Origin of the sequence: Niallia sp. Kr1, from assembly GCF_050389805.1 — a bacterium.
In the GTDB taxonomy this organism is placed as follows: Bacteria; Bacillota; Bacilli; order Bacillales; family Cytobacillaceae; genus Bacillus_BD.
The window spans coordinates 873,406-889,207 of sequence record NZ_CP130945.1 but is presented as its reverse complement, the minus strand read 5'-3'; the positions used below and the strand labels follow the sequence as shown (position 1 = coordinate 889,207).

The 15,802-nt window shown below is 37.8% G+C and carries 12 protein-coding genes; 2 read left to right on the top strand and 10 right to left on the bottom strand.

The window, feature by feature from the left end; all coding sequences use genetic code 11:
• Positions 1 to 251: 251 nt before the first annotated feature.
• Positions 252 to 1,118 (top strand): cation diffusion facilitator family transporter, encoded by an 867-nt coding sequence (locus Q5760_RS04305; protein ID WP_428911015.1) that lies wholly within the window; start codon positions 252 to 254, stop codon positions 1,116 to 1,118.
• A 281-nt stretch (positions 1,119 to 1,399) separates the two neighbouring features.
• The gene (locus tag Q5760_RS04300) at positions 1,400 to 2,053 is read left to right on the top strand and encodes a potassium channel family protein (protein WP_428911014.1); all 654 of its coding nucleotides are present in this window, start codon (positions 1,400 to 1,402) and stop codon (positions 2,051 to 2,053) included.
• A gap of 237 nt (positions 2,054 to 2,290) precedes the next feature.
• On the opposite strand, the gene Q5760_RS04295 is transcribed toward Q5760_RS04300, so the two are convergent.
• From Q5760_RS04295 to secA, 10 genes are all read right to left on the bottom strand, one after another.
• A complete protein-coding gene (locus Q5760_RS04295; RefSeq protein ID WP_428911013.1) occupies positions 2,291 to 3,160 on the bottom strand; it encodes a cation diffusion facilitator family transporter in 870 nt (289 codons plus the stop codon).
• 237 nt (positions 3,161 to 3,397) lie between these two features.
• Positions 3,398 to 4,819 (bottom strand): DHA2 family efflux MFS transporter permease subunit, encoded by a 1,422-nt coding sequence (locus Q5760_RS04290; RefSeq protein WP_428911012.1) that lies wholly within the window; start codon positions 4,817 to 4,819, stop codon positions 3,398 to 3,400.
• Between the two features lie 177 nt (positions 4,820 to 4,996).
• On the bottom strand, positions 4,997 to 6,169 hold the full coding sequence (locus Q5760_RS04285; RefSeq protein WP_428911011.1) for a PDZ domain-containing protein: 1,173 nt from the start codon (positions 6,167 to 6,169) through the stop codon (positions 4,997 to 4,999).
• Between the two features lie 163 nt (positions 6,170 to 6,332).
• Complete coding sequence (locus tag Q5760_RS04280) at positions 6,333 to 7,781, bottom strand: S41 family peptidase (RefSeq protein ID WP_428911010.1); 1,449 nt, start codon at positions 7,779 to 7,781, stop codon at positions 6,333 to 6,335.
• A gap of 238 nt (positions 7,782 to 8,019) precedes the next feature.
• Entirely contained in the window at positions 8,020 to 9,372 is a 1,353-nt protein-coding gene (locus tag Q5760_RS04275; protein ID WP_428911009.1) for a murein hydrolase activator EnvC family protein, read from the bottom strand.
• 170 nt (positions 9,373 to 9,542) lie between these two features.
• Positions 9,543 to 10,436: a permease-like cell division protein FtsX gene (gene ftsX, locus Q5760_RS04270; protein ID WP_428911008.1), complete on the bottom strand. Its 894-nt coding sequence runs from the start codon at positions 10,434 to 10,436 to the stop codon at positions 9,543 to 9,545.
• Positions 10,426 to 11,112 (bottom strand): cell division ATP-binding protein FtsE, encoded by a 687-nt coding sequence (ftsE, locus tag Q5760_RS04265; protein ID WP_428912492.1) that lies wholly within the window; start codon positions 11,110 to 11,112, stop codon positions 10,426 to 10,428. The genes ftsX and ftsE overlap by 11 nt, the downstream gene beginning before the upstream one ends.
• Positions 11,113 to 11,507: 395 nt before the next feature.
• On the bottom strand, positions 11,508 to 11,822 hold the full coding sequence (gene cccB / locus Q5760_RS04260) for a cytochrome c551 (RefSeq protein WP_428911007.1): 315 nt from the start codon (positions 11,820 to 11,822) through the stop codon (positions 11,508 to 11,510).
• 141 nt (positions 11,823 to 11,963) lie between these two features.
• Positions 11,964 to 13,065 (bottom strand): peptide chain release factor 2 gene (prfB, locus tag Q5760_RS04255; RefSeq protein ID WP_428911006.1). Its coding sequence is split into 2 segments (ribosomal slippage): positions 11,964 to 12,992 and positions 12,994 to 13,065, totalling 1,101 coding nucleotides; the frame shifts between segments, so codons are not numbered across the junction.
• Between the two features lie 156 nt (positions 13,066 to 13,221).
• Positions 13,222 to 15,732: a preprotein translocase subunit SecA gene (gene secA, locus Q5760_RS04250; protein WP_428911005.1), complete on the bottom strand. Its 2,511-nt coding sequence runs from the start codon at positions 15,730 to 15,732 to the stop codon at positions 13,222 to 13,224.
• Between the last annotated feature and the right edge of the window lie 70 nt (positions 15,733 to 15,802).

Here is a 15,802-nt window from a genome sequence, read left to right as displayed (position 1 = left end):
GATCACTGAACTCTTTAACTTCATTCAACCAAGTTTAGAACCGCCACTGAAAAAGCTTACATTCATCTCGTACCTATCATCGTTAGAGACTTCTGCTGAAGAGAGTTACAGCAAGCCATGCACTTCATTATTTTAACTATATGTCGTATGTTTGCAATCATTATATTTCCCACACCAATTATCCCCAAGAATATTTACATTCCTCCTATTAATAATAAGAGAGAAAAGGGTTGTACCTATAGGAGGTTGAAATGGATCACTCTACATATAAAAAAGCCGAACGTGGTGCTTGGTTAAGTATTGGTTCTTATATACTTTTGTCGGGTATTAAAATTTCTGTGGGTCTAATCGGAAAGTCAGAAGCATTACAAGCTGATGGATTAAACAATTTAACAGATATCATTGCTTCAGTCGCAGTTTTAATTGGCTTAAAAATCGCGCAAAAGCCACCTGATGAAAATCATCGATACGGACATTCAAGAGCAGAAACCATCGCTTCGCTTGTCGCTGCTTTCATCATGATTACAGTCGGTATTCAGGTTATAATGGGCTCTGTTGAATCCGTACTAAATCCAAGTGAAACTAGTCCAAATATCATGACTGCCTTTGTAGCTTTTTTCTCTGCCATTTTTATGTATGGAATCTATCTATACAATTTAAAGTTATCTAAGAAAGTGAACAGTAAATCCCTGTACTCTGCAGCACAAGATAATCGTTCGGATGCTCTAGTTAGTATTGGCGCCATGATTGGAATTATTGGGGCTTATTTTGGAATTAGTTGGCTAGATCCTGCAGCCGCCTTTATTGTAGGGATCGTGATTTGCAAAACAGCTTGGGAAATCTTTAAGGATGCTGCACTTGATTTAACTGATGCCTTTGAAGTTGAAAAGTTAAAGGAGATTGAATCGACTATTCGTTCAACGCCTGGCGTGAAATTAGTAAAGGATATTAAGGCTAGATTACACGGGAACCAACCTATTGTCGATGCCACCATCTTTGTTGAACCTACCTTAACAGTTATAGAAGGTCACCAAATTGCTGAAAATGTGGAGGAACGTTTATCCCAAACCCATCAAATCAACCATTCCCATATTCATATTGAGCCTCAGGTAAATTAAATATAAATACATTTCATGTTGTGAACTAAAAAGTCAGGTCATTGTTGAACCTGACTTTTTTATTTCATTTTATAAATGTTTACCCCAGAACTGTCGTATGATTATTATATGTACCATATTCGTAGGGAGACTAGGTCCTTAACGATTCCCTTTGCGATTTCTAAAAGACGAAAGCCAGATTCATTTCAAAATCCAAATGGGAATATTTTGATCGGCTAAATCATGAGAGTGAATTTTGTTTTATAATAAGGTAGGTTCCATGATAGGAGGCGTAGATAAAATTGTCCACACAACAATATGCAGTAATAGGGTTAGGTCGATTCGGTACTACAGTAGCTGAAAAGTTATATGAGGCTGGACAAGAAGTTCTAGGCATTGACATAGAGGAAGGTAAAGTTGATGATGCTCTTCCTTATGTAACCCATGCGATCGTAGCCGATTCGACGGATGAAAAAGCCCTGACTTCTGTAGGTATTCGTAATTTTGAAACAGTCATCGTGTCGATAGGAGATGATATGCAATCAAGTATTTTAACCGTGTTAATCCTTAAAGAACTAGGCGTCAAAAAAGTAATTGCGAAGGCATTAAGCAAGAGACATGGGAAAGTCTTGAAAAAGGTCGGTGCGGATACCATTATCTATCCTGAAAGAGATATGGGTGAGCGGTTAGCCAACCTTCTTCTATCACCTAATACGTTAAATTATATTGAACTATCAAAAGAGTTTAATATAGAAGAAATTATGATTCCATCAAGTATGGTCGGAAAAAGTCTACGGCAAATAGATTTACGGGCGATATACAATATCAGTGTTATTGCTGTGGTACGAAATAAAGAAATTATTATCACTCCCTCCCCAGACGAAGTATTTCTTGAGGGGGATATCCTAGTAATGATTGGCAGGGCTGCAGATCTAACCAAATTTTCTCAATTATAATTTGGAATCTGCTAATCTACTCATTTGACAAATTGCAATTTAAAAAATGGAGCAGACTTTCATGAATACGGATCGGTTCGGACTGTGTTTGATCGTAAAGTTGAGCTTGTTTCCGTATACTGCTGGCTTTTGGAAAAGAATCGGTACAAAAGCTAGCAGTATTCCAAATCAAAACAGCTTTTTGTAAATGTCCTTAAGCTTCTTCCACTTGTCGTTTTTTGTTCTAAATTAAAAGGATTAATTCGGCTCTACGTGTACGTGAACATCATAAACTTTATTATCCTTTATTAGTTTATCTTCTACTTTTGTCGCAATATCGTGGGCACTTTTTATATCTAAATCAGAGTTTACTAGAATGACGACATCAACAACGACGTTATTTCCATAATTCCTCGCTTTAATGTCTTTAATTCCCTTCACTCCATATATGTTCTGAATTGTTTCTTCATACGTTTTGATTTCTTTTTCATCGAATCCATCTGTTAACGTATGGGTGGCATCATGGAAGATATCCCATGCGGTTTTACAAATAATAAAGCCGACGATTAAGGCCGCTAACGGATCAATCCATGGCAACTGAAACTGTGAACCTATAATTCCAACTGCGGCACCTATACTCACCCATGCATCCGATAAGTTATCCTTTGCAGCGGCCATGACAGACTGACTATTAATCTCAGTTGCAAGCGCTTTATTGTACCGATAAACAAAATACATAACAACAGCACAAAATAGACTGGTCCACACAGAAATGATATCTGGTGTTTTATGTACTCCATTAAAAATATTAGTGATGGCGTCAATAATAACCTGAATCCCAACCACCATCATAATAAAAGAAGCGATCAATGAAGCGATGTTTTCAGCCTTCCAATGACCATATGGATGATCATGATCAGCAGGTCGCTGGGATAATTTCAACCCAATTAATACAGCAACTGAAGAGATAATATCCGTAGCGTTATTTAAACCATCCGCTTTTAAAGCTTCTGAGCCTGAGAGAATTCCAACAGTTAATTTTAGGATAGACAAACAAATATAAGCGACAATGCTAATGATTGCTCCACGTTCGCCTCTTTTCAGATCTAAATACGCTTGTTCTTCCATCTATACCCCCACTTTTCCCCTCTGTTATCTTTATTATGGAGGATAACCTCCTAGTGGGTCTAGAGAAACCTTTTTACCTTTAGGGAACTTAGTGTGATCAAAGAAAAAATGTTTCCTAAAGGAAACATTCGTTTAATTCGATATTCACTTTTTATAGCATTCCCATTAAGCAGTGCATTTACCTTCTAAAAAATAGACGATTTCAGTGAATGAAATCGTCTTAGTCCTTGCAAATGTTTAGGTTGCTTTACTGTCACTCATTGCGCTGGTTGTTTGTACTCCAACCTTTTTTGTGAGAAAAAACGAAATGATTAACCCTGTAAATGCCATGATTCCCGCGACTATAAAAGCGGCATGAATTCCATCTAACATAGACGTTGCTTGATTTGTAGCTGCTGATCCTTTTCCCGATGTACTCATGACAGAGATTAGTATGGCCGTACCGATCGAACCGCCGACCATGCGAATGGTATTGGCCATAGCTGTTCCATGTGGGATTAATTCAAAAGACAATGCATTAATTCCCGATGTCATTAATGGAGTCATGAGTAACGAAATTCCTAGCATTTTAATTGAAAAAATAACGGTTATAAAGAGAATCGGCGTATCAATTCCAATATTCATATAAAGGATGGTAGCTGTTAACATGAATGTAAATCCAATAATAGCCATTCCTTTTGCGCCAAATTTATCAAACATTCTTCCAGCAATAGGTGACATAGCACCTGTAATGATGGCACCTGGTAATAGCATCATTCCAGATTGCAGCGCCGTACCTCCTCTAACATTTTGTACGTATAAAGGTAAAAGTGTTTCAATCCCAATCATTAAGGCAAACATAATGACAGACAAAATGGTAGTAATTGTAAATTCCTTTGATTGAAAAACTTTAAAATTGAGCATCGGATTTTCTAAGCGGTTCTGTCTGATGATAAAGAATACAAGAGTAACGGCACCGACCAAAATGGAAACAAATACAACAGGATTTCCCCATCCAACAGAACCTACCATACTGAACCCATACAACAATCCACCCCAACCGAAGGATGATAAAATAATGGAAAGGAAATCAACATTTACCTTTTTCTGATCGGTTACGTTCTTCATTAGAAAGAAGGCTAATATAAGGACCACTACTGTAATTGGGAAGACCGTATAAAACAAAAATCTCCAGGAAAAATGATCAATGATCCACCCACCTAATGTGGGTCCAATTGCTGGTGCAAACCCAATAACTAAACCACTCATTCCCATGGCTGCACCACGTCTTTCTGGTGGAAACACCGTCATCATGACCGTTTGCATTAATGGCATTAAAATTCCTGCTCCCATCGCCTGTATAACCCTTGCCACTAAAAGAATTTCAAAGCTTGGAGTAATAGCCCCGATAAGAGTGCCTAAGCTGAAAATACTGATTGCCGAAATTAAAAGAGCTTTGCTACTAAACTTTTCAATTAAAAACGCTGTAATCGGAATCATAATTCCATTCATTAACATGAATACGGTAGTCACCCATTGGGCCTGATTCGGATCAATTCCGAATTCCCCCATAATAGGTGGAATGGCGACAATTAACAACGTTTGGTTCAAAAGTGCTACGAATGAAGCAGCCAATAAAACACTCACAATAACAGTTCGATTAAAGGATTTTTCGTTCACGTTCCTACCCCTTTAGGAAAAAATGTATTACATTGCTGTAACTAATCTATCATGAATATTTCTATTTAGCTATTATTTTACTAAATATTAGTAAAAATCAGAAATATAGTTGGAAAGTACTTGATTTTCACAACATAAAAAAATGGACTACTCAGGTAGTCCATTATTAGTTCGTATTTATTTTTCATCCAAAACAAAAAGTATCCCTAGTTTAAAAGGGTCGCCTTCATAGAGAGCTCTTTGTACATAGCGAATTTGATCGTTGACATCAATAATCTCCATTTTACAATGGGCACGATTTTTTTCCAATGCCGTGTAGAATGAATCCTCACTATTCACTTGAATTCCATTCACCTTCATGACAAGTTCACCAACCCTAAGTCCCATCTTATCCGCTGGAGAATCGGGAATAACGCCAAGAATCATCACCCCTTGTTGTTTTCTTGAAAAGTAAAGCGGGCGATTCTCTTCTGAAAGACGTTGACGTAACGATAAGAATTCTCTAATAATGATGGCTAAAGCGACTACAATAATCGAAGCAAGTGGATACCAGTAGCCAATTAAAGATAATAAGGTTAAAATCACACCTAATGTGATGATTTTTTTACCAAATTTCTTCACCGCTAATTCTGGAAGCATGCTTTGAATTTGCTGAGCAAACCCAATCGCAAAGGGGACAAGGAAAATCGAATAACTTTCACTGCCGATTGAAAACACAGGCCACCATTCAAAAGGCGATGTAAGGATTTTGCTAGGGTATACTAAAAACACAGGTAAAAGCCAAACTCTTTTTACCTCATGAATTCCGACTCTAAGACCTCTTTTACTTTTGATTATTTTCGGCGATGTACCTTTGTTTCCATTTTTTAAAATAAAAATCCCTTCTGCAATGACCAATAAGCAAAGTAGAATGGCCATTGGTGGGAGAAGATTCAAATTCCATTCTGGTGTCCGACTTTGTATAAGAGGAAACTCCCAATTTTGACTCAGAAAGAAAAGAGTAGCAAAAAAAGCAAGACCCACGGTAAATACCGGTGTAAGCCAACGAATTTGTCTTGTAAAGCTTAAGATAAACGTAAATAGGGTTATAAAGATGATATACTCAATCGGTATAACAATTCCTACCACAACCATGATAATCGATAGGATCAATCCAATAACAAGCCCTATTGGAATCAATTGCTTCAGCTCATAATAGGCATTTTCGGCACGAACATGAAAATCCTCTCTTTCTCTCTTTACCCTTGAAACCCCAAGCACAGCAGCGAGAATAAAAGCATAATAAAATATCGGATGTAGGAATAATTTTCCAAATCCTTTCAATATCTCAAAAACCCATTCAAGAGTCAACCCTGCCACCAACCTCTATCCTTCAAATTCTTCCAATCCTTTAATCTACTTAAACTATTCTATCAAATTAATCGCAGTAAATGAAGGTAGAAGATGCAGAAAGGACGAATCAGAAAGGGTGACAGGCACCTTCCAGTAACTGGAAGGTACCTGTCACCCTTTTTTATTTTTGAGCTACGTATTTAATAGCTGCTTGTAGTTGGATGTCATTCTCTTCTTTTTTGAGTTCTTTGATGACGGCTTGTTCGAGTTTGGCGGCAGTTTTTTCATCTATTTTCCCATTGACCGCTAAATCATTTTCCTGTTGAAATGCTTTGACTGATGTTTCTGTACTATCACTAAAATAGCCGTCCGTTCTGCCTGGTTCATAGCCAAGCCCTTTTAAAATCATTTGAGCATTTTTCACTTGCTCATTATTCATATCCTTTTCAAGCGGCTCTGACAGTTGAATCGGATGCGTATGGAAAAGATCGGATTGACCTACCTCCACATCGGGTTTGATTCCTTTTTTGTGAATCCAGTTTCCATCTGGTGTCAGCCATTTGAATAGCGTTAACTTTATATTGCTGCCATCCCCCATCGGAACCGCCTGTTGTACAGTTCCTTTTCCAAAAGTGGTTTCGCCAATCAATGTATAGCCCTCCGCTTCTTGCAAGGCACCAGCTAAAATTTCAGAGGCAGAAGCACTTCCTTTATCAATTAACACAGCAACCGGATAGGGTTTTTCGTCCTTTAAAGATGTATAAAATGGATCACGCTCCCCATTTCGCTTTTCAATTTGTAAGTATGGTTTTTCATTTGAAACAAACTCTCTTAAAATATCCTCCACACTTTCCAAAAGTCCGCCTGGATTGCCTCGTACATCGACCACGAGCCCCTCGATATCTTTCTTTTCTAGCTCCTTCAACTGCTTTTTAAATTCAGAAGCGGTTTCTTTGGAAAATGAGGTGATCTCCATATAACCTACTTGCTTTCCATACTCCTCTTTTATCTCTGAAAACACCGTGATTTGTGGAATTTCATCCCGTTTGACATTAACCGAAATCGGAGCCTTTACCCCTTTTCTCGCAAGCTCCAGCTTGACGATTGTTCCTTTTTCACCACGTATTTTCATCGTGGTTTCATATAAATCAAGCCCATCAATGCTTTCCCCATTTATTTTTAAAATTTGATCGTTTGGTTTAATACCCGCTTTTTCTGCTGGTGAATCTTTTAATGGTGAAACAATGACAATTTTACCATCATTTACACTAATTTCGGCTCCAATTCCTTCAAATGAGGAATCCAATGCTTGGTTAAATTGTTCTGCCTTCTCCTTATTCATATAGACAGAATAGGGGTCATCCAGTGTTGTCAACATCCCCTGAATAGCTCCTTCAACCAACTGTTCTTCTTCTACTTCTTCAACATAATTCCCTTTAATGAGTTGGAAGGCTTGTACTACTTTTTCCATATGATTTTCATCCATTGCTACATCTAATGGAGGGGTAGCTTGTTCCTTCTCGGAAACTTCTCCATCATCAGGAAATACCCACGTAGTTGCCGCATATGATCCAGCTGCACCTGTTAACAAAGAACCTGTCATCAGTAGTGCGATCCATTTTCGGTTCATCCTCACATCTCCTTCTCTGTCTTTACTATGAACCTTGTCCGTATTTTGGCAGGAGGTTTAGACCCGTTATCAAAAAGCAAATCGTTTAAGCCATTTTCAGCACTTGTCCATATTTCTCCTAGTTCAATATATGCGACGCTTTATGAGATATGAGAATTTCATCTATTTTGAAAAGAATTTTTTCCATTAAAAAAAGGAAGAATTCCCTCTTCCTTTTAATCTATCAATCTATTATATTTTAAAAATTCACGACACTAGCTGGGTTTATTGCATTTGATTTTGCTGAGTTCCAACGTCCGTTATGAACTTCGAAATGCAAGTGTTGACCCGTTCCAATGCCTGTATTACCCATATATGCAATATACTGTCCTTGAGATACAGTTGTCATTGTACCTACTCCAAGGTTTCTTAAATGCGCGTAAAGTGTTTGATAGGTTTTACCATTGATTGAATGAGTGATGATGATTACATTTCCATAGCCACTCATTTGTCCAGAGTATGATACAACGCCATCAGCTGCAGCTACAACTGGGACAGTCCCTGATTTTGCAATATCTATTCCACTATGAAACTTCTTTGTCCCATAAACTGGATGGATACGATATCCAAAAGGTGATGTCACATAACCTTGTGTTGGGCGAATAAACGTACTTGATGAAGTCTTCACAATTTGGTTGTCATTGCTAGTTGTGCTGCTAGAAGTATTGCTAGCGGTGCTGCTCGATGCTACTTGACTTGATGAAGCTTCTTGCTCGCGTTTTTTCGCTTCCTCTTCTTGTTGTCTTTTCAATTCAGCTTGTTTTTCTAATTCAGCTTGTTTTTGTTTTTCCAATTCAATTGATTTTTGAATGGCTGCTTCTTGGTTTTGAACTATGTGCATTTCCTCTTCAGCACTTATTCGAACTTGTTCAGCTTCCGCTATTTCTTGATCAAGCATGGCCTTTAAATTACTTTGTTCTTGTTTTTGAACATCTAAGGTAGCCTTTAACGATTCTAGTTCTTTTTGCATTTTTTGTAATTCTACTAATTCATTTTCGATCGTTGCTTGTTTTTCTTCAAGCGCTAATTTATCCGCATTATGTTCTTTTATAAGCGTTTGGTCGGCTTCAATTATCGTTGTTACTGCTGAGATTCGATCGATAAAATCACTAAAACTTTTAGCACCGACTAGCACTTCAAGATAGCTAACAAATCCACCGCCTTCTTGGTAAGATCTAGCTCGCTCTTTTAGCAATTCATTCCGTGTTTCAATCCGAGTTTGAATCTCTTCTAACTCGATTTTCAACTGTTGAATCTCTTCATTTTTTTTATCAATTTGCTGATTTTTTTCAGCAATTTTAGTCGTTACATCGTTCATTTCAAGTTCGATTCGGTTGATTTCATCTATTACTTGGCTTCGCTCAGCTTCTTTTTGACCAATCTTTTCAGTGGTTTGATCGATTTGTTGATTCAGCTCAGTTTTTTGTCCACTGAGTTTCTCTTTTTGTTGTTCTAATTGATTGAGAGATTCCGCTGAAACGGGTCCACCCGCATAAAGAGAACCTAAACCTAGTGATGCTACCACAGACAATGTTACCAATCTTTTTTTCAATGGATCTTCTCCCCCTGCCTCATTTAAACTGTACATTTCGCTATTTTCATAGAGTATATCTATTAAAATGGAGAATACCAGTCAATTTTCATGTATATATGTATGTATTTAATTTCAAAAAGACTCTAGCACCAATGAAGAATCCCGATCTATTGGCACTAGATCCCTTCTTATATTTTTAAGAACTTACGAACAGACATTAAGCTTCCCCAAACTCCAATAACAGCACCCATTAAGAGTAGTAGACCTGAGATTTGGAAAACAAAAGGACCAAATGGAAGTAATTGTAGGAAATCTCCCGCAAGCTTTTCCGAGATAAAGTCATGAGAATAATAGTAGGTGATCGTAATGATAATAATTGGAACGATCGATCCTAACACCCCAAGGGAAAGACCTTCTAAGAAAAACGGCCAACGGATAAATCCATTTGTTGCCCCTACTAATTTCATAATCTCAATTTCTCTTCTTCTAGCAAAAATAGTAATTTTAATCGTATTTGAAATTAAAAACATTGCTGTGAACAAGAGTCCAATAATCAATATCGTCCCAATAATTCGACCTGTATTGGTCACTTCGAATATTTTCTCAACACTACCTTGTCCATATTTTACCTTTGAAGCGAAATCCATTTTTTCAATTTGCTTCGCGACAGACATAATGTCTTGCGGTTCTTTCGTTTTAACTACTAAAACGTCATTAAGAGGATTATCCTGCTCGAACATGGCAAAGGCTTCGCCTTCTTCACCCATACTGTTCATTAATTGATTCAGTTCTTCTTCCTTCGATGAATAAGCTACTGAATCTACTCGATCTAATTTTTGAATCTGATCCGCTAGTGCTTTTTGTTCCTCTTCTGCGGCAGCAACATCAATATGAACACGTATTTCAACATCGTTTTCGATATTGTTTGCCATATGATTTAAATTCATCATAATAACAAAGAAGACACCGACTAATAGCAAGGTAATCGTTACTGCACTGACGGATGCAAAAGTCATCCAGCCATTTCTCCCTAAACTTTTAAAACTTTCTCGTACATGCCGTCTAAGTGTCCTAGCCTTCATATCCGTATTCACCTCTCTGTTCATCACGGACAATCTGACCAGCCTCGATGGCAATAACCCGATGTTTAATGGTATTAACAATTTCTTTATTATGAGTGGCCATCAAGACCGTTGTCCCTCTTAAGTTGATTTCCTCAAAAATGCTCATAATATCCCAAGATGTATCAGGATCAAGGTTTCCCGTAGGCTCATCGGCAATCACTACTTTTGGTGAATTAACAATCGATCTCGCAATCGATACACGTTGCTGCTCTCCACCTGAAAGTTCATTTGGAAACATACGTGCTTTGTGCTTAATCCCAACAAGGTCTAGTGTTTGCATGACTTTCTTTTTGATTTGATCGGGATGCTCTTCAATTACTTCTAAAGCAAAAGCGACATTTTCGAAAACAGTAAGTGAGGGAAGTAACTTAAAGTCTTGGAAAATGACACCCATCTGACGTCTTAATAAAGGAACTTTATTTTCTTTTAATGTAGTTAATTCAATTCCGTTAATTTTAATATTACCTTTAGTGGGTACTTCTTCTCGATACATCATTTTTATAAAAGTGGACTTTCCAGCGCCACTTGGACCCACAACATAGACAAATTCGCCCGGTTCGATGTTTACACTAATTCCGTTTACTGCAACAACACCATTCGGGTATTTTTTATAAACATCCTGCATTTCTATCATGTTATCACCCAATGTATTTTGTGTTAGAAAAATAAATAAATCGTCCTCGACAAAATCCAACAATTTTTTTATTGTTTTCCACACTTCCCATTATAGCATCATATTTCGCTATGAAAACCTAAAAATATATTACAGTTTCTTTTCAATTTCGATAAAAATTGATTAAAACTGTCATATAACCTCTCTTACAAAAGGAATCTAGCATTCGTTAATTGTTCTAAATCTATATAATTGGTACTTAATTGGTATATTGGAAACTCTAGGGGGGAATTGAAGATTTTAAATATAGTGGGAAATTGTGGTTATACAAACTTTTCGATTAGTAGTAGAAGATGAGAAAAGAAAAATGACCCACTGATAGAACATTAGCGATCGTTCAGTGAGTCATATTATATTTATTTCTTTGTGGCTAACCACTGTGCTACAGCTGATGCCTCTTCACCTTGAATAAGTCCTGGTGGCATGGCTCCTTTTCCTTCTAGGATGGTTTTCTCAATTTCTTCCTGTGAAAGTCTTGAACCTACAGTATTAAGTTCTGGAAAATGCCCTTGTCCTTGTAATTCCACCCCATGACAAGAAGAGCATTTTTGTGTATAAATTTTTTCTGGATCGCCAGCAGAAACCGTATCCCCAGTGGCCTCCTCATTTCCTCCACATGCAGACAAAACGAGCACGGCACCCATCAACAATGTAACCCATTTTCCTCTCATCAAATCATCCCCTTTATAACTTCACACTTGCCTTATATTATACCATAATAATAATATTAAAACCCTTTTTAATATTCAAATTATTAAAGAGGTGACAGGCACCTTCCATAAAGTGGAAGGTACGCTGTCACCTCTTTGGTTTTATGAAATTCGCAAACGAAGATAGGCGTCGATAAATTCATCGATGTCTCCGTCCATGACGGCACCGATGTTTCCAGTTTCTGCATTTGTTCGATGATCTTTTACCATGGAATAAGGGTGGAAAACATAAGAACGGATTTGACTTCCCCAACCAATTTCTTTTTGTTCACCACGGATTTCTGCTAATTGCTCTTCTTTCTTTTCAACTTCTAATTGATAGAGCTTTGATTTTAACATTTTCATTGCGGTTTCACGGTTTTTAATCTGTGAACGCTCCGATTGACAAGCAACAACAACCCCTGTTGGAATATGGGTAATCCGGACAGCAGATTCCGTTTTATTAATATGCTGACCGCCTGCACCACTGGCGCGATACGTATCAACTTTTAAATCTTCTGAGCGTACTTCGATTTCAATATCATCATTAAATTCAGGCATGACATCACAGGAAACGAAAGAGGTATGGCGACGTCCTGATGAATCGAATGGTGAAATACGGACGAGGCGATGTACACCTTTTTCAGCCTTCAAATAGCCATAAGCATTATGACCTTTTATGGCAAGGGTAACACTTTTAATTCCCGCTTCATCTCCAGGTAAGTAATCCAGTGTTTCTACCTTAAATCCTTTTTTCTCTGCCCAGCGTTGGTACATCCTTAATAATAATGATCCCCAATCCTGTGATTCGGTTCCACCTGCACCTGGATGTAATTCCAATATCGCATTATTTTTATCATAAGGCTCACTTAAAAGAAGTTGAAGTTCAAATTGATTCAACCGAGCTGACAATGCAACCAATTCTGTTTCAAGGTCAGCACGTAAATCAGCATCATCCTCTTCCTTCACAAGCTCATACGTTATCTCCAAATTTTCATACTCATCGAATAGCTCTTTGAACTCGTTTACCTGATCTTTTAGTGCATTGGATTCGTTAATGACACTTTGTGCCTTTTGCTGGTCATTCCAGAATTCAGGCTGAAGCATAATATCATCGAGCTCAGCCATTCGGGCTTCTTTATTTTCTAAGTCAAAGAGACCCCCTAAAGTCAGCTAATTTCTTTGCCGTATTTTCTAACTCATGACGTATTTCTGCTAATTCCATTACTTAATCCCCTTCATTTATAAAATCGTATAAACATCAAATGAAACATGACCTGTTTCCTATATTAATAATATGAGTACTACATGATTCAGTCACTATTTGTCATCAAAGAAAAGGACAAAACAACGTTATTATTTTGTCCTATTTCTACATAAATTAATTTCCTGCCGCTCCATGGCAGTTTTTATACTTTTTCCCGCTTCCACATGGACATGGATCGTTACGTCCGATTTGAACTCGTTTCACAACCGGTTTTTTCTTTACTTGACCGCCGTCTTCTTTTGGGTTAACAGCCTGTCCTTTTGCCACTTCTTCACGTTGAAGGTTTTGGCGGATTTCCGCTTTCATGATGTATTTCGCAACATCATCTTCAATCGACTCTACCATGGCTTCAAACATAGCAAATCCTTCTTGTTGATATTCACGTAACGGATTAATTTGACCATATGCACGCAAATGAATCCCTTGACGAAGTTGATCCATCATATCAATGTGGTCCATCCATTTGGAATCAACCGCGCGTAAAACAATAACTTTTTCAAACTCACGCATTTGTTCTTCGCTTAGCTGTTCTTCTTTTGAATTGTAATTCTCCATTACTTTGACCATAATGATCTCAGTAATTTCTTCAGCACCTTTTCCACGAACATCTTCTACTGTGATTTCACCTTCATGGAGTAGATTTCCGTTGATATAATCCAGTAAGCTTTGATAATCGACTTGTTCTGGATCCCCCGCAACATGTGCTGCAACATTACGTGTTATGGATGATTGAATCATCGTTTCTACAATGCCTCGTAAATTCTCAGATTCTAAAACTTCATTACGCTGCGCATAAATGACTTCTCGTTGCTGACGAAGTACATCATCGTATTCTAATAAGCGTTTACGAGCATCAAAGTTGTTCCCTTCTACACGTCTTTGTGCAGATTCTACTGCTCTTGATACCATTTTACTCTGGATTGGCTGTGTATCATCCATTCCAAGTTTGCTCATCATATTTTTCATATTATCTGAGCCGAAACGTCGCATCAATTCATCTTCCATGGAAAGATAGAATTGTGTTACCCCTGGATCTCCTTGACGACCAGAACGCCCACGAAGCTGGTTATCGATTCGTCTACTTTCATGACGTTCCGTACCAATAACAGCAAGGCCACCTACTTCTTTTACCCCTTCGCCAAGCTTAATGTCTGTACCACGACCAGCCATATTTGTGGCGATAGTGACAGAGCCCTTTTTACCTGCTTCTGCAATAATCTCAGCTTCACGTTCATGGTTTTTCGCATTTAAAACATTATGACGAATACCCTTTTTTAGTAAATAATTCGATATGATCTCAGATGTTTCGATCGCGACTGTACCAACTAACACGGGTTGTCCATTTTTGTTACGTTCAGCTATGTCTTCAACTACAGCTCTGAATTTCCCATCCATGGTCGCATAAATTAAATCCGCTCTGTCGTCACGAGCAATTGGTTTATTAGTTGGAATCACGACGACACTCATATTATAGATATTACGAAATTCTTCTTCTTCTGTTTTGGCTGTTCCTGTCATACCAGACAATTTTTCATACATACGGAAATAGTTCTGGAACGTAATCGTTGCTAAGGTCATGCTTTCATTTTGAATCTCTACGGCTTCTTTTGCCTCAATGGCTTGGTGAAGACCGTCGCTAAAGCGGCGCCCTTTCATTAAACGACCTGTAAATTGGTCTACAATGACAATTTCTCCGTCTTGTACGACATAATCCACATCACGGTGCATACTAGAGTGAGCTTTAAGCGCCTGTGTGATATGGTGATTTAACGTAACATGACTAATGTCAAATAGGTTTTCAATCCCAAAAGCACGTTCTGCTTTCGTCATCCCTGATTCTGTTAATTGAACACCCTTTGTTTTTTCATCATACGTAAAGTCTTCATCTTTCGTTAACGTGTTGACAAAGGCATTGGCTTGTATATAAAGTTGAGTAGATTTTTGCGCTGAACCAGAAATAATCAATGGTGTACGAGCTTCATCGATTAAAATCGAGTCAACCTCATCAATGACGGCAAAATATAGTGGTCGTTGTACCTTCTGTTCCTTATAAAGAACCATGTTATCACGCAAATAATCAAAACCTAATTCATTGTTTGTACTGTATGTAATGTCACAAGCATACGCTTCTTGCTTTTCTTCTTTTGACAAACTGTTTACGTTCAATCCAACCGTTAAACCTAAAAAGGTATAGAGCTGTCCCATTTCACTAGCATCACGGCTTGCTAAATATTCATTCACCGTAACAACATGAACCCCTCTACCTGTCAATGCATTTAAATAGACGGGCATGGTTGAGGTTAAGGTTTTCCCTTCCCCTGTTTTCATTTCTGCAATATTTCCTTCATGCAAGGAAATACCCCCCATTAACTGAACAGGATATGGATACATTCCTAAAACCCGTTTAGCTCCTTCACGTACAACAGCGAAAGCTTCAATTAATAAATCATCTACCGTTTCACCGTTTTGGTATCGTGACTTAAATTCTTCTGTTTTGCCTCTGAGTTCATCGTCGGAAAGTTTCTCCATATCTGGGGCGAGAGCATCAATTTGCTCAGCCATTTTTGTCAGGCGTTTGATCTCCCGCTTATTTGGATCAAACACTTTACTTAAAATCCCCGCCATACAAACGCTCCTTTATTATGTTTCAAGTCTATTTTAATGACAATATTGTGAGTCTCATTTTTTCTAATTT

Bases quoted from the DNA above. Each gene is read 5' to 3' on its own strand.
- ftsX (WP_428911008.1), bottom strand. From the start codon at position 10,436: ATGAAGGCTAGGACACTTAGACGGCATGTACGAGAAAGTTTTAAAAGT.
- cccB (WP_428911007.1), bottom strand. From the start codon at position 11,822: ATGAGAGGAAAATGGGTTACATTGTTGATGGGTGCCGTGCTCGTTTTG.
- Q5760_RS04280 (WP_428911010.1), bottom strand. From the start codon at position 7,781: ATGAACCGAAAATGGATCGCACTACTGATGACAGGTTCTTTGTTAACA.
- secA (WP_428911005.1), bottom strand. From the start codon at position 15,732: ATGGCGGGGATTTTAAGTAAAGTGTTTGATCCAAATAAGCGGGAGATC.
- ftsE (WP_428912492.1), bottom strand. From the start codon at position 11,112: ATGATAGAAATGCAGGATGTTTATAAAAAATACCCGAATGGTGTTGTT.
- Q5760_RS04295 (WP_428911013.1), bottom strand. From the start codon at position 3,160: ATGGAAGAACAAGCGTATTTAGATCTGAAAAGAGGCGAACGTGGAGCA.
- Q5760_RS04305 (WP_428911015.1), top strand. From the start codon at position 252: ATGGATCACTCTACATATAAAAAAGCCGAACGTGGTGCTTGGTTAAGT.